General features: G+C 75.0%; 15 protein-coding genes. 4 read left to right on the top strand and 11 right to left on the bottom strand.

The window, feature by feature from the left end:
- Window positions 1–135: 135 nt before the first annotated feature.
- On the bottom strand, window positions 136–366 hold the full coding sequence (locus ACGF15_RS28080) for a DUF4287 domain-containing protein (RefSeq protein WP_256525827.1): 231 nt from the start codon (window positions 364–366) through the stop codon (window positions 136–138).
- Window positions 367–465: 99 nt separating this feature from the next.
- On the opposite strand from ACGF15_RS28080, the gene ACGF15_RS28075 reads away from it, so the two are divergent.
- A complete protein-coding gene (locus ACGF15_RS28075; RefSeq protein ID WP_392802967.1) occupies window positions 466–792 on the top strand; it encodes a hypothetical protein in 327 nt (108 codons plus the stop codon).
- A gap of 90 nt (window positions 793–882) precedes the next feature.
- Here ACGF15_RS28075 and ACGF15_RS28070 read toward each other — a convergent pair whose 3' ends face one another.
- From ACGF15_RS28070 to ACGF15_RS28060, 3 genes are all read right to left on the bottom strand, one after another.
- Window positions 883–1,722: a hypothetical protein gene (locus ACGF15_RS28070; protein ID WP_345615212.1), complete on the bottom strand. Its 840-nt coding sequence runs from the start codon at window positions 1,720–1,722 to the stop codon at window positions 883–885.
- 257 nt (window positions 1,723–1,979) lie between these two features.
- Window positions 1,980–3,200, bottom strand: coding sequence for an acetyl-CoA C-acetyltransferase (locus ACGF15_RS28065; RefSeq protein ID WP_392802964.1), 1,221 nt, complete (start codon window positions 3,198–3,200; stop codon window positions 1,980–1,982).
- Between the two features lie 244 nt (window positions 3,201–3,444).
- Window positions 3,445–4,533: an SGNH/GDSL hydrolase family protein gene (locus ACGF15_RS28060; RefSeq protein ID WP_392803019.1), complete on the bottom strand. Its 1,089-nt coding sequence runs from the start codon at window positions 4,531–4,533 to the stop codon at window positions 3,445–3,447.
- Window positions 4,534–4,683: 150 nt separating this feature from the next.
- Here ACGF15_RS28060 and ACGF15_RS28055 point away from each other — a divergent pair, with 150 nt between their 5' ends.
- The gene (locus tag ACGF15_RS28055) at window positions 4,684–6,069 is read left to right on the top strand and encodes a cystathionine beta-synthase (protein ID WP_362606656.1); all 1,386 of its coding nucleotides are present in this window, start codon (window positions 4,684–4,686) and stop codon (window positions 6,067–6,069) included.
- Window positions 6,070–6,517: 448 nt separating this feature from the next.
- Here the strand turns inward: ACGF15_RS28055 and ACGF15_RS28050 are convergent, their stop codons facing one another.
- On the bottom strand, window positions 6,518–6,943 hold the full coding sequence (locus ACGF15_RS28050) for a hypothetical protein (protein WP_392802961.1): 426 nt from the start codon (window positions 6,941–6,943) through the stop codon (window positions 6,518–6,520).
- Window positions 6,944–7,159: 216 nt separating this feature from the next.
- Here ACGF15_RS28050 and ACGF15_RS28045 point away from each other — a divergent pair, with 216 nt between their 5' ends.
- Window positions 7,160–7,999 (top strand): MurR/RpiR family transcriptional regulator, encoded by an 840-nt coding sequence (locus ACGF15_RS28045; protein WP_345615150.1) that lies wholly within the window; start codon window positions 7,160–7,162, stop codon window positions 7,997–7,999.
- A 190-nt stretch (window positions 8,000–8,189) separates the two neighbouring features.
- The gene (locus ACGF15_RS28040) at window positions 8,190–8,768 is read left to right on the top strand and encodes a hypothetical protein (RefSeq protein WP_345615214.1); all 579 of its coding nucleotides are present in this window, start codon (window positions 8,190–8,192) and stop codon (window positions 8,766–8,768) included.
- 28 nt (window positions 8,769–8,796) lie between these two features.
- Here ACGF15_RS28040 and ACGF15_RS28035 read toward each other — a convergent pair whose 3' ends face one another.
- From ACGF15_RS28035 to ACGF15_RS28010, 6 genes are all read right to left on the bottom strand, one after another.
- Complete coding sequence (locus ACGF15_RS28035; protein ID WP_256525822.1) at window positions 8,797–9,168, bottom strand: hypothetical protein; 372 nt, start codon at window positions 9,166–9,168, stop codon at window positions 8,797–8,799.
- Between the two features lie 142 nt (window positions 9,169–9,310).
- Window positions 9,311–9,739 carry a roadblock/LC7 domain-containing protein gene (locus tag ACGF15_RS28030; protein ID WP_345615151.1) on the bottom strand — a complete coding sequence of 143 codons (429 nt, stop codon included), beginning with the start codon at window positions 9,737–9,739 and terminating at the stop codon, window positions 9,311–9,313.
- A 37-nt stretch (window positions 9,740–9,776) separates the two neighbouring features.
- Window positions 9,777–10,544 carry a DUF4388 domain-containing protein gene (locus ACGF15_RS28025; RefSeq protein ID WP_345615152.1) on the bottom strand — a complete coding sequence of 256 codons (768 nt, stop codon included), beginning with the start codon at window positions 10,542–10,544 and terminating at the stop codon, window positions 9,777–9,779.
- Window positions 10,541–10,966, bottom strand: a complete 426-nt coding sequence (locus ACGF15_RS28020; protein WP_345615153.1) for a hypothetical protein — start codon at window positions 10,964–10,966, stop codon at window positions 10,541–10,543. Before ACGF15_RS28020 ends, ACGF15_RS28025 begins: the two co-directional genes overlap by 4 nt.
- Window positions 10,967–11,254: 288 nt before the next feature.
- Window positions 11,255–11,719 carry an SRPBCC family protein gene (locus tag ACGF15_RS28015; protein ID WP_362606577.1) on the bottom strand — a complete coding sequence of 155 codons (465 nt, stop codon included), beginning with the start codon at window positions 11,717–11,719 and terminating at the stop codon, window positions 11,255–11,257.
- The gene (locus ACGF15_RS28010; RefSeq protein WP_392802954.1) at window positions 11,716–13,080 is read right to left on the bottom strand and encodes a diaminopimelate decarboxylase; all 1,365 of its coding nucleotides are present in this window, start codon (window positions 13,078–13,080) and stop codon (window positions 11,716–11,718) included. Before ACGF15_RS28010 ends, ACGF15_RS28015 begins: the two co-directional genes overlap by 4 nt.
- Between the last annotated feature and the right edge of the window lie 12 nt (window positions 13,081–13,092).

Here is a 13,092-nt window from a genome sequence, read left to right as displayed (position 1 = left end):
GGCGCGAGGGCCCGGGGCGGGGAATCGTGGACGGCACCGCGCTCCGCCGAGCGGCGCGGGTGCCCGGGCTCCTTCCTCCGGCGTGCGCCGGGCGGGACGGGGCCGGGGGTCCACCGCCCCGGCCCCGTCCGGCCCTCAGAGCAGCTTGCGGGCCGCCCGCCTCAGGTCGTGCTCGTGGATGATCGCCTTCGCGTGTCCGTAGGAGAGGTCGTGCTCGCCGCGGAGCCAGCTCACCTTCTCCTCGAAGCGGAAGAGCGAGGGGCCCTCGTCGACGGTGCGCAGCCAGTCGGAGATGTCACGACCGGTGCACTCCGGGATGCGGGAGATCAGGTTGCGATGGGTCTCTTCGGAGAAGACATGGGACATCGGCGCCTCCGGACGCAGTGCACATGGTGCTCTTGACGCCACGGTGCCCGAGAGTGCCCGCGTTGGCAACACTCCCGCGGGGACGCGTAGGGTCGCGGGGTGCTTGATACGACGGAATTCGACGCCTGTGTGGAGCGCCTCTCCGACCGTCTGAGGGCCGCCCCGCAGAGCCGTCTGCAGCAGGGGGCCGCGGCGGAGGGGCTGGCCCTCGCCAGGGAGTTGTCCCGTCGCGCCCAGCGTCTGGAAGGTGCCGCGGACCCGCTGCGGACCATGCCGGACGCGGGTGTGTTCGCCGTCGCCGACCAGCTGCTGGTCGCGGGCCAGGATCTGGCCGAGGTGCTGCGGGTCGCCGGCCCCGAGGGTGCGGCGGAACGCGACGCGGCCGTCGCGCTGGTGGTGTCGGCCGGTCGGCGGGCCGGCTTCTAGTCCCGGCCCCGGCCCCGGCCCCGGCTCCGCGGCCGGCCGGGCTCTGCGGCCGGGTCCGTGGTCAGGCGGGCTCCGCGGGCGGGTCGGCCGTCAGTGGGAGGCGATCACGCGGTCCGCGAGGATGTAGACGCTCTCCCCGCCGCAGGCGAAGGTGAGCGCGTAGGCACCCGACACCCCGGAGCCGCCGAGGAGGACCGGCGAGCTGCCCGCGCGGACGGCGTCGGCGAGGCGCTCCGCGGTCTCGCGGTGCCCGGGCGTCATGCACAGCGTGGTCCCGTCGGTGAAGACGTACACGTCCAGCGTGCCGAGCGGCCCGGGGCGCACGTCGGCCAGCTCGGTGCCGTCCTCGGCCAGCGCCTCCAGTCGGGCCACCGTGCGCTCGTGGTCGGTGACCACCGGGGTGCGCACCGGGACGAAGTCCGGGTGCGAGGGGTGGCGGCGGCGGGCGGCGGCCAGCTCCGGGGAGTCCTCGGCGAACTCGGTGGACTCGGGGAGGTCCGCCATGTCGTCCAGCGCCTCCACGGCCTCCAGGTCCATCGCCTCCAGGCCCGCGAAATCGGCCTGACGCGGGACGTAGAAGGGCGTGGTGTCCTCGGCGGCGTCCACGATGCCGCCGAGCGGGGAGGCGTCGCCGGGGAAGCGGGCGGAGGCGTCGGCGGCGTCCCGGGCCTCCTGCGCGGCCCAGAAGGCGCGGGCCTCGGCGAGCTCCCGCTCCCGCTCCTCGGCCAGCGCCTCGGCGACGGCCGCGCGTATCTCGGCGGCGTCGCCGGTGCGGGCACCGGGCAGTGGCACGCTGCGGCCGCTCGCGTGGGACTCCGCGATCTCCTCGCGCAGGGCGGTGACCTGCTTGCGCAGCCCGTGGGCGGCGTGCAGGGCAGCGGCGCCCACGGCCGTGGCGGCGGCCGTGGTCAGCAGCAGGGCAAGAGACATGGCGCTCACTGACGTACTCCCGGTTTCAATCGACACCCCCGACTTTCCTAGCATCAGCTTGCGATGAGCCACCCCGGTCTGTCAGTGCATTACGTCACGAAACGGACAGGACTTTGGGCTTCAGGTTTGGCCGGGTAACTGCTGTGACCTGCGAAAAGGCTGCTCCCCCAGGAGATAGGTCACATCCTGGGGGAGATTGAGTCACGAACGGGGCTCCGCGGGCCGCGACCGCGGTCGCGCGGAGCCCCGGAGCCGGGTCAGCTCAGGCGCTCGACGACCATCGCCATGCCCTGGCCGCCGCCGACGCACATCGTCTCCAGGCCGAACTGCTTGTCGTGGAACTGGAGGCTGTTGATCAGCGTGCCGGTGATCCGGGCGCCGGTCATGCCGAAGGGGTGGCCGACGGCGATGGCGCCGCCGTTGACGTTGACCTTGTCCAGGTCGAAGCCGAGATCGCGGTAGGAGGGGATCACCTGCGCGGCGAAGGCCTCGTTGATCTCGACCAGGTCGATGTCGGAGGTGGTCAGCCCGGCCCTCGTCAGGGCCTGCCGGGACGCCTCGACCGGGCCGAGCCCCATGATCTCGGGGGAGAGCCCGGAGACGCCGGTGGAGACGATCCGGGCGAGCGGGGTGAGCCCCAGCTCCCGGGCCTTGGTGTCGCTCATGATGACGAGGGCGGCGGCGCCGTCGTTCAGCGGGCAGCAGTTGCCCGCCGTGACCAGGCCGTCGGGGCGGAAGACCGGCTTGAGGCCCTGCACGCCCTCCATTGTGACGCCGGCGCGGGGGCCGTCGTCCTTGGACACCACGGTGCCGTCCGGGGTCGTGACCGGGGTGATCTCGCGCTCCCAGAAGCCGTTCTTGATGGCCTCCTCCGCGAGGTTCTGGGAGCGGACGCCGAACGCGTCCATGTCCTCGCGGGTGACGCCCTTGAGGCGGGCCAGGTTCTCCGCGGTCTGGCCCATGGCGATGTAGGCGTCCGGGACCAGGCCGTCCTCGCGCGGGTCGTGCCAGGTGGAGCCCTCGGACTCGGCGACCGCGGCCGTGCGCGCCTCCGCCTCGGCGAAGAGCGGGTTGTGGGTGTCCGGCAGGGTGTCGGAGTTGCCCTTGACGAACCGCGAGACCATCTCGACGCCCGCGGAGACGAAGACGTCGCCCTCGCCCGCCTTGATGGCGTGCATGGCCATGCGCGAGGTCTGGAGCGAGGAGGAGCAGTACCGGGTGACGGTGCAGCCTGGCAGGTGGTCCATCCCCATCTGCACGGCCACGATCCGGCCCAGGTTGTTGCCCTGCTCGCCGCCCGGGAGGCCGCAGCCGAGCATCAGGTCGTCGATGTCGCGCGGGTCGAGCTCGGGGACCTTGGCGAGCGCGGCCTGGACGATCGTCGCGGTCAGGTCGTCGGGCCGCAGCTCCTTCAGGGAGCCCTTGAAGGCCCGGCCGATGGGCGAGCGGGCGGCAGAGACGATCACGGCTTCGGGCATCACGGCTCCATGAGGGGAGGGAGGTCGGCTCACTGGGAAGTTACCCGTACGTATGCCCGCGGTCACGGCGCGGGCCGTGTGATGCGGGCCTCTTTTCTAAGCGTGCGCTTGCTCAGTCCAGTGTGCCATGTCCGGCTCCGGAGCGCGCCGCCGTTCCGGCGGCGAAAGCCCGCCGCCCCGGCCCCGCCCCGCCGGCCCCGCCCAGGGCCCACCCCGGCCCCACCCCGGCCCGGTCGGGCGGCCCTCAGCGGCGGTGGGCCCGGTCCGGAGGGTTCCGGTCCGCCCCCCGGTCGCGGCCTCCTCCGGGGCCCGGACCGCCCCCGGGGGCCCGGTCGGCGGGCGCCCCGGCGACGGCCGCCCCCTGCGCCGCGCCCTCGCCGGCCTCCGACGCGGGCAGACGGCGGCGCCTGCGGTGCTTGAGCAGCGCCCAGGGAGCCCGGGCCCCCGTCACCTCCGTGCCCGCCTCCGAGGCCGCCGTGGCCGCCGCACGGGCCACCGGCAGCAGGTCCTCGTGGCGGTCCGCCTCCAGGGCGTCGCCCTCCGGCCACAGGCCCAGCGCGGCGCACAGCGTCGGGAGCATGGCCATCGCCGCCGTCGCGTACCCCTCCGCCGAGGGGTGGTAGTTGTCCGCCCCGAACATCTCCCGGGGATTGGCGGCGAACTCGGGGCCCAGCAGATCCCCGAGCGAGACCGTACGGGCGCCCTGCTCCACCGCCACGATCGTCTGCGCCGCCGCCAGCTGGCGGCTGGCCCGCCGGGCGAGCCAGCGCAGCGGCTGGTAGACCGGCTCGATGGTGCCGAGGTCGGGGCAGGTGCCGACCACCACCTCCGCACCGGCGGTGCGCAGCCTGCGCACCGCCGCGGCCAGGCAGCGCACCGACTGCGTGGCGGGCATCCGGTGGGTGACGTCGTTGGCGCCGATCATGACGACGCAGAGGTCCGGGGTGCGCGAGCGGTCGGCCAGCAGCCGGGTGACCTGGCGCTCCAGGTCGTCGGACTGCGCACCCGGCAGGGCGATGTTGCGGACCTCCACCGGCCGCTCCGCCACCGCCGCCAGCCCCGAGGCCAGCAGTGCCCCCGGGGTCTGCCCGGCCCGGCGCACCCCCTGGCCCGCCGCCGTCGAGTCGCCGAGGACGGCCAGGTGCAGGGGGTTCTCGCGGCCGAAGGACAGGCCGTACAGCCCGTCGCCGCGCGGCGGGACGGGTGCGGTGCCCCCGCCCACCGACCGCTTCGCCAGCTGGACCTCCGCGAGCAGCACCCCGACCGCGGCCACGCCCACCAGCCCGATGCCGCCGCCTCCGTACGCCGCGCCAGCCGCGATCCGCCTGGCCACCCTCGCCCTGGACACAGCCACCTCCTCGCGGCCGTCTCAGGCCGCAGTCTCGCCCCTACAAGACGTAACTGCCCCGTTGTGCACGTCGCCCAATCACCCCCGCATCCGGCATACGCTGGCGGCATCATGACGGAGACCCCGGAGAAGACAGTGCGTATCCACGACTCGATGATCAGCCTCGTCGGCGACACCCCGCTGGTGAAGCTGAACAACGTGACCGACGGCATCACGGCGACGGTGCTGGCCAAGGTCGAGTACTTCAACCCGGGCGGTTCGGTGAAGGACCGGATCGCCCTGCGGATGATCGAGGCCGCCGAGCAGAGCGGCGAGCTGAAGCCCGGCGGCACGATCGTCGAGCCGACCAGCGGCAACACGGGCGTCGGCCTGGCGATCGTGGCCCAGCAGAAGGGCTACAAGTGCATCTTCGTCTGCCCGGACAAGGTGTCCACCGACAAGATCAACGTGCTGCGTGCCTACGGTGCCGAGGTCGTGGTCTGCCCGACCGCCGTCGACCCCGAGCACCCCGACTCGTACTACAACGTCTCCGACCGCCTGGTCCGCGAGACGCCGGGGGCCTGGAAGCCCGACCAGTACTCCAACCCCAACAACCCGCGCTCGCACTACGAGACGACCGGCCCCGAGCTCTGGGAGCAGACCGAGGGGCGGATCACCCACTTCGTCGCGGGCATCGGCACCGGCGGCACCATCTCGGGCACCGGGCGCTACCTCAAGGAGGTCAGCTCCGGCGCGGTGAAGATCGTCGGAGCCGACCCCGAGGGCTCGGTCTACTCGGGCGGCTCCGGGCGTCCGTACCTGGTCGAGGGGGTGGGTGAGGACTTCTGGCCCAGTGCCTACGACCGCGAGGTCACCGACGAGATCGTCCCGGTCTCCGACAAGGACTCCTTCCAGATGACCCGGCGCCTCGCCAAGGAGGAGGGGCTGCTCGTCGGCGGCTCCTGCGGCATGGCGGTCGTCGCGGCGCTCCGCGTCGCCGAGCGGCTCGGCCCCGACGACGTGGTGGTGGTCCTGCTGCCGGACAGCGGCCGCGGCTACCTGTCGAAGATCTTCAACGACGAGTGGATGGCCGACTACGGCTTCCTGGAGAGCGGCGGCGCCAGCGTCGCCGACGTGCTGCGCCACAAGGAGGGCGGCGCGATGCCCAGCCTGGTGCACATGCACCCGGACGAGACGGTCGGTCAGGCCATCGAGGTGCTCCGCGAGTACGGCGTCTCCCAGATGCCCATCGTCAAGCCCGGCGCGGGCCACCCGGACGTGATGGCCGCGGAGGTCGTCGGCTCGGTGGTCGAACGGGAGCTGCTGGACGCGCTGTTCACCAAGCGCGCCTCGCTGGGCGACCCCCTGGAGAAGCACATGTCCGCGCCGCTGCCGCAGGTCGGCTCGGGTGAGCCGGTCGCCGACCTGATGTCGGTGCTCGGGGAGTCCGCGGACGCGGCGATCGTGCTGGTGGAGGGCAAGCCCACCGGTGTGGTGAGCCGTCAGGACCTGCTCGCGTTCCTGGCGGGCGAGGCCAAGTGACGGCGGACCCGGGGCAGTCCGGGCGGCTGCCCCGGGAGCCGCGGAGCGTGGGCCGCGCGTCCGTGTGACGTGCCGTCGGACGGGCTTCGCGGAACCGGTACGAGCGCGTCACGTCCGCGCAGCACCGGCTTAACACGCGCCCGGCACAGTGGTCGGCGTCGGCAGGGGAACCGGGCAGGTGAACCCACCCGACAAGACGGCGTCCAGGACAGACGGAGCGGCTCCCGGACCTCCAGGACGCCCGGACGCGCCGACCGGTCCTGACCCGGTCCGTGTCCCTCGCGGGGACCGCCGTCGTCCCGCCCCCCGGCACGGCCGGGGGTGCGGCGGTCCCCGCGCACGACCCCCCGCGCACGACCCCCCGCGCACGACCCCCCGCGCACGACCCCCCCCGTCCAAGGCGCCGCGACCGCGCACCCCGGGGGCGCGCCCCTTCGCGGTGCCCGGCTCAGGCGTCGGACTCGTCCCCCGTGCCCCGGCGGTCGCGCTGCCACGGCCAGCGCCGTGAGGCGTGGGCGGTGCTGACCCCGACGATGCCGAGCCAGGTGACGAGCAGTCCGGGCAGGCCGGCGTGGGAGGCCCCGATCGCGGAGAGCGGGATCGCCAGCACCAGCGTCACGACGGCCACGCCGTAGCGGCCGCCGAAGCCGTGCTCCGCGTCCCGGCCCCCGGGGCGGGTGCCGCCGCGCGCGACGACCATCTGCTGCTCGGCGAGCTGCCTGCGCACGCGGCGGTCGACGGTGGTGTCGAGCCGCTGCTCGACCTTCTCCAGAAACGACTCGACCAGGGCCGCGTCGTAGTCCTCGCCGAGTTCGCGGCGGGCGTCCAGGGTGGCGGCGAGCTCCTTCTCGAGCTCCTTGTCGCGGGCATCCATGCGACGACGTTATGTCCCGGGCGGCGCCCCGTCACTGGGGACAGCCCCCGGGAGGACCGGGGGCTGTCCCCGCCGCGCCCGCGGCCTCGGCCCGCCCGGCGCGGTGGCTCCGGGGCCGGGGGCCCGGACCTACCCGGGCGTACCGCTTGCCGCCCTGTATAAGGTCATGCAGAGTTCTCGATGACTGAATACCGGGCCGGGAGGAGGGCGAAGCGCGTGAGCGAGGGCCCTGCCGCACGGCTCCAGGAGCTCTTCGAGGGGCACCGGCTGACCCCGACCCAGCGGCGCATCGCCCACAGCATGGTCCGTCGCGCCGCCGACGTGCCCTTCCTGTCCAGCGTGGAACTGGCCGAACTCGCCGGGGTCAGCCAGCCGTCCGTGACCCGCTTCGCCGTGGCCCTCGGCTTCGACGGCTACCCGGCGCTGCGGCGCCACCTGCGCGAGGTGGCGCCCCCCGAGGCGGCCCCGGTGCCCCAGGACGCGCCGAACGAGTACCAGCAGGCCGTACACGCGGAGATCGAGAACCTGCACCACCTGGCCGCGCTGCTGGCCGACCCCGAGCCGGTGGAGCGGGCCGGCCGGCTCCTCGCCGCCTCCCGCCCCCTACCGGTGCTCGGACTGCGGGCCGCCTCCTCGCAGGCGCGGGGCTTCGCCTACTTCGCCGCCAAGGTGCACCCGGACGTACGGCTCCTCGACGAGGGCGGCTCGATGCTCGCCGACCGCATCGACTCGGCACGCCGGGCGGGCGCGAGCGTCCTGCTCTGCTTCGCGCTGCCGCGCCATCCGCGGGAGGTCGTGGAAGCGCTGGAGCACGCCCGGGCCGCCGGCCTGACGGTGGTGACCGTCGCCGACTCGGCCTTCGCGCCGGTCGCCGCCCACAGCGACCTGCTGATCCCGGCCCCCGTCGGCACGGGACTGGCCTTCGACACCGCCTGCGCGCCCATGCTGCTGGGCCGGGTGCTGCTGGAGGCCCTCTGCGACGGGCTGCCCGACGCCCAGGCACGCCTGGAGGACTTCGACGCGCAGGCGGCGGAGCGCGGACTGTTCGTGGACTGACAGCGCGGACCGTCCGTCGACCGGCGCGGTCCCTGCGCACCGCACCGCGCCGCCCGCTCTCATGCGCCGCTCAGACGGGGCCGCTATCCTCCCGGGCCGGACACGCATTCCGAGGAGGGAGCGGCAGGTGGCACGCGGACGGCTTCGGAGCAGGCCGGAGAAGGAGGCCGCCGCGGCGGCCGGGCCCGGGGTGCGCCCCGCGGCCCGGGAGCGGGGGACGCGGTCGCTCGCCCGGGTCGCCGTGGCGGTGCGCGCCCCCGCCGCCCCGCTGTGGTGGCTGGGCGTGGTCGCCGCGGCCGTCGGGCTGGCGCTGCCCGGGCTCACCGGCCGCCGGATCGGCGTACTGGCCGGGGCCGCCCTCTTCCTGGTGGCGGCCGCCGCGGTCGCCCTGTTCCGCCGCGGGCGCTACACCCACTTCGCGGAGAGCGCCACCCGTGCGGGGCGCCATGACCTGCTCCAGGACCGGCGGGTGACGCTCCGGCTGCGCCGCCGGGCCCTGCGCTGGTGGCTGTCGGCGGCCTTCCTCGCCGCCGTGGCCTCCGCGTTCGCGGTGCCCGCCGCCGGCGGGGCGGTGCTGGCCGGAGCGGCGGCCGGGCTGTGGGCCAAGGCGGTGTGGATCGGCCGCCGCGAGCAGGCGGCCGAGACCCTGCTGTGGGTGCGCACGGACTGGCTCCCCGGCGGGCCCGTGGGCCCGAAGGCCAGGGGCTTCCGCGCCACGGGGATCGCGGCGGGCGACGCCGCGCCCGGTGGGGCGCGGCGCCGGGCCTGACCGCGGGGAGCGGCCGAGCGCCGGTACCTCAGACCTCCAGTTCGTTCTCGATCTTCCGGAGCTGGTGGCGGGCCATCGCCAGGTTGGCCCGGTCCTTGTCCAGCGCCAGGTAGAGGAAGAGCCCGGCCGAGGTCCTGCTCTTCAGCAGCCGGATCAGGTGGTACTGGGTGCCCAGGGTGATGAGGATGTCCTCGATGTCCTCCTTGAGGCCCAGGTGCTCCATCGTGCGGACCTTGGCGCGCACCACGTCGGTGTTGCCCGCGGCGGCGACGTTCAGGTCGAGTTCCTTGCCGCCTCCGATGGTTCCCAGGGCCATGCCGCTGGAGTAGTCGACGAGGGCGGCACCGACCGCCCCTTCGATGGTGAGGGCTTCCTTGAGGGCGGTCTCGGTGTTGGCCATGGCAGGCGTACGTTCCTTCCGTCTGGTCTTGCTGTTCTGGTTCTGCCGGGTGTGCGTGCGGCGCGTGCCGGACGCACGGGTGGTACGGGTCGGACGGGGTGGGGTGGGGCGGTGGCTCCGGGATGCTCCCGCGGACCGGGGGTCAGCCCTCCGGGGTCCGCTCCAGGGCGCCGTCGACGAGTTCGCCGATGCGGGCGCCGGTGCGGCGCGCCTCCAGGTGGAGTCGGCCGACGTTGATGCGGGGCTCGGCCAGCACGGTGAGCACCGCGGAGGCCCCGGCCGCGTACGTGGCCACATAGCCCCGCTCGCCGCGGACGAGCAGCTCCTTGAAGCCGCCCTGCCCGGTCGCCTCGGTCAGGCGCAGCCCCACGCCGAGCGCGGCGGCGGTGAGGGCGGCCACGCCCTCCGCCTCGGCGGTGTCCGCGGCCAGGACCAGCCCGTCGGAGCTGGCGGCGAGGGCGCCGGTCAGCTGCGGCACCCGTGCCCGCAGCCTCCTGATCTCGCCCAGTACGTCGGCCTCTGCCGTCATGAGCAGTCTCCTCTCGGCGCGCAGCCGCAGCGCGCGCCTCATGACGGATCGCGCTGGGCCCGGTGGGTCGGGCGGTGAATCACAGGCTTGCCTCCAGTGCGTCGCGGAGCCGGCGTAACAGGGCGATGTCCGGGTCGTCGGAGAAGTCCGGGACCCAGTCGGGGAGCCGGGCGCGAGGTGTGCAGGCCGGGTCGGGCGGGGTCTCGACGAGCCCCGCCGCCGCCATCCGCCGCACCTCCACCAGCGTGTTGAACGCGGGCCGTCCGATCACCCGCGCGATCGCCGGCGGGGTGCGCACGCCGTCGGCGAGGGCGAGCAGCGCCCGCTGCCTGCGGGACGCGCCGGGGGAGGCCGGCGCCGGGCGCAGTGGTGCGGTGTCCACACCGGGATAGGGCCACAGGGCCTCCAGCAGCCCCCGTCGCCGACTGGCCTCGCGGGCGACGTCCGCGGCGGGCACGGGCCGGATGCTGCCCATCCAGTGGGCGACCCCGTAGCGGAAGCGGGTCGGGCCTCCGGCCGGGGCCAGGGTGAAGAACGCGGCGTCGTGCAGGGCGGCGAGGTGGCAGAGTTCCAGCTCCCCGCCGGTCACCTGCCCGCTGTCCACGAGGAAGCGGCCCACCTCGCGGCGGGCGCCGGCCCGGGCGACGGCGTCGTCCCAGCCGGTGCGCCCGAGCCGGCCGCCCGCGATGAGCAGCACGTCCAGGCCGGGTGCCGCGGGGCTCTCCGCGTGCACCACCTGGCCGTCCGCCAGGTACAGGGCGCCGTGGTCCCGGACCAGTACGCCCGTCGCCCGTTCCTCCGCGAGCCGGGTCAGCGTCGGGGAGACGGCGGCCGTCGGGGTGCTCATGCGAGGACCAGCCGCTCGGCGATGTCGGCCATCCGGAGTCTGGCCAGGGCGAGGTTGCCGGTGTCCCGGTCGAGCCACAGGTGCAGGAAGACGCTGCTGTCGAAGGTCGTCTCCACGAAGCGCATCACGTGGTAGCCGGAGCTGGTGGTGACGATCACGTCCTCGACGGGCAACCCCTTCGCCCCGGCTCCCCGCTCGGCGGGGGCCTCGCCGGGGCGCTGCGCCGCCTGGGGCGAGAACGACTGGTACTCGGTGGCCATGCGGGCCATCTCGGCGGTCTCCGCCGCCGTCGCCTCCACGTCGCCGCCGGGGCTCTCCCCGATGGCGCCCAGGGCGAGTCCGCTGGTCCAGTCCACGATCGTCGCGCCCCGTGCTCCGGGCACCACCATGGCCTGAAGCAGGCACTCGTCGATTCCGGGCACGTGGATCTCCCTCCCCACCTCGGTGCGGCGTGCACATATGGCGCGCGCCGGTGACGGAGAGGTTACGCAACGTGCTGTGCCGGGGAGGCAGTTCTGGCATTTTCCATCGGGACTTGCCCCGAAGGCTGTACGCTCCGCGCCCTTTATGCGCACAACGCGGCGAGACGTCCGCCGAAGCGGTGGTTTCCGGCCGGATTCACGCCGGGCCCCGGGCCCGGCTCCGCGGCGCCGCCGCCCCGAGGCCCCGCCGCGGCCCCCCGGCGGCCCGGGCCCCGCGGGGCGTCCCCCTCAGGGGCGCCGCGCCTCCGCCGCCCGTGCCATGTCCGCGAGGTCCCGGGCGATCGCGCGGCGCGCGGCGCGGGCCCCGATCGGGCCGAGGAGGCGGGCGAGCAGGCCCCGGGGGCCGTCGGGGAGCGCGGCGGAGAAGGTCATGCGCACGGTCGTGGCGCCCTCTCCCGCGGTCAGCAGGAGGAACTCCGAGACGTAGTGCGTCCCGTGCGAGTCGGCCTCCACCACATAGCGCTCGGGCGGCTCGCACGCGGTGACCGCCATCTCCTCGGTGCCCTCCGCGCCGAGCATCCGGCGGGTCTCCCGCCAGCGGGTGCCCACGCCGAACCCGCCGGGCGTCAGCACCTGGACCCGGTCGACCCCGGTGAGCACCTCCTCCCAGCTGTCGATGTCGGTCATGGCCTCCCACACCGGGCCGGGGGGCGCCTGGACGAGTTGCTCGACGACGATGCTGCGGGCTGTCATGCCTTCATGGAATCACCCGGGTCCGACAGCCGCCCCCGGGCCGAGGGCCGGGGCAGCAGCGCGTCCCGGTGGCCGGCCCCCGCCTCGGCGACGATCTCGCCGGGTGCCTGGGCCTCGCGGACGGCGGCGAAGGAGATCCCCCCGGGGCCCTCGGTCCAGCCGTGGACGGCGACCCTGGGCAGGCTGTTGTAGCCGTAGTGGCTGGCGAAGCAGTACGCCCCGGTGTCCAGCGCGGCCACCACGTCCCCCGGGTGCAGCAGCGGCAACGGGCGCCGCTCGGCGAGCAGGTCGCCCGCGAAGCACGCCGGTCCCGCCACGTCCTGCTCCACGGGCGGACCGGTGCGCGGCTCGCCGGCCGCGTCGTAGGCGGCGATCCGCAGCGGCCAGGATTCCGGTGCGTAGACCGTGCGGGTGGCGACCTGCACCCCGGCGTGGGTGACCGCGATCGGCCGCCCGCCCGCGCTCTTGGTGTACTCGACCCGGGCGAGGACCAGGCCGTGCTTGGCGACCAGGGAGCGGCCGAACTCGGTGACCAGCCCGTACCGCCCGTCGAACAGGCCCGGGACCCGCGCGGCCAGCAGCTCGGCGTACTCCCGGAAGGAGGGGGTGTGCGCCTCGGAGGCGAAGTTCACGGGGAGCCCGCCGCCGATGTCGACCGTGTCGATCCGGCGCTCCCCGGCCGCCGCGTTGATCTCCTCGGCGAGCAGGTACGCGGCCTCCACGGCGTCGGCCATCCGGTCCAGGGCCATCCCCTGGGAGCCGGAGTGGGTGTGCAGCCGGGTCAGCCAGGGGCGGTCCACCGCGGTGCGGACCAGGTGCCGCCGGGCCCCGGGGTCGGTGAGGGGGAAGCCGAACTTGGAGGTGGCCGTCGCCGTGGAGAGCGCGCCGATGCTGCCGCCGCCGACCTGCGCGTTGACGCGCAGTCCGATGGGGGACGCGGTGGGCGCGGCGGCCGTCAGGGCGTCGAGCCGGGCGAGTTCCTGGGGGTTGTCGGCGTTCACCGCGACGCCGAGGGCGAGTGCCTCGCGCAGTTCGGCGCGGGTCTTGGCGGGGGAGTCGAGGACGATCCGCTCCGGGGGCAGCCCGGCGGCGCGGGCGATCGCCAGCTCCCCGGGGCTGGCCGCCTCCGCCCCGAGGCCCTCGGCGTGCAGCAGGGCGAGCACCGGCACCAGCGGCGCGGCCTTCACCGCGAAGGCGTGCAGCACGGGCGCGCCGGTCACCGCGGCGAAGGCCGCGCGCAGGGCGGCGGCGGAGGCGCGCAGTCCGGCCACGTCGAGGAGGGCGGTCACCGGCTGCTCCCCGCCGAGGAGCCCCTGCTCCACGGCCGCGCGGACGGCCCGGTCCCGGAGGTCGGAGGTCATGGGCGCCAGCCA

This window comes from Streptomyces sp. NPDC048001 (assembly GCF_043203115.1).
Lineage (GTDB): Bacteria > Actinomycetota > Actinomycetes > Streptomycetales > Streptomycetaceae > Streptomyces > Streptomyces sanyensis.
Note: the sequence above shows the minus strand (reverse complement) of the source record. Positions and strands in the feature narration are given on the sequence as shown.

Coding starts and splice junctions, on each gene's coding strand:
- ACGF15_RS28080 (WP_256525827.1), bottom strand. CDS start 366: ATGTCCCATGTCTTCTCCGAAGAGACCCATCGCAACCTGATCTCCCGC.
- ACGF15_RS28070 (WP_345615212.1), bottom strand. CDS start 1,722: ATGTCTCTTGCCCTGCTGCTGACCACGGCCGCCGCCACGGCCGTGGGC.
- ACGF15_RS28065 (WP_392802964.1), bottom strand. CDS start 3,200: ATGCCCGAAGCCGTGATCGTCTCTGCCGCCCGCTCGCCCATCGGCCGG.
- ACGF15_RS28050 (WP_392802961.1), bottom strand. CDS start 6,943: ATGGATGCCCGCGACAAGGAGCTCGAGAAGGAGCTCGCCGCCACCCTG.
- ACGF15_RS28035 (WP_256525822.1), bottom strand. CDS start 9,168: ATGGCCAACACCGAGACCGCCCTCAAGGAAGCCCTCACCATCGAAGGG.
- ACGF15_RS28030 (WP_345615151.1), bottom strand. CDS start 9,739: ATGAGGCGCGCGCTGCGGCTGCGCGCCGAGAGGAGACTGCTCATGACG.
- ACGF15_RS28025 (WP_345615152.1), bottom strand. CDS start 10,544: ATGAGCACCCCGACGGCCGCCGTCTCCCCGACGCTGACCCGGCTCGCG.
- ACGF15_RS28015 (WP_362606577.1), bottom strand. CDS start 11,719: ATGACAGCCCGCAGCATCGTCGTCGAGCAACTCGTCCAGGCGCCCCCC.
- ACGF15_RS28010 (WP_392802954.1), bottom strand. CDS start 13,080: ATGACCTCCGACCTCCGGGACCGGGCCGTCCGCGCGGCCGTGGAGCAG.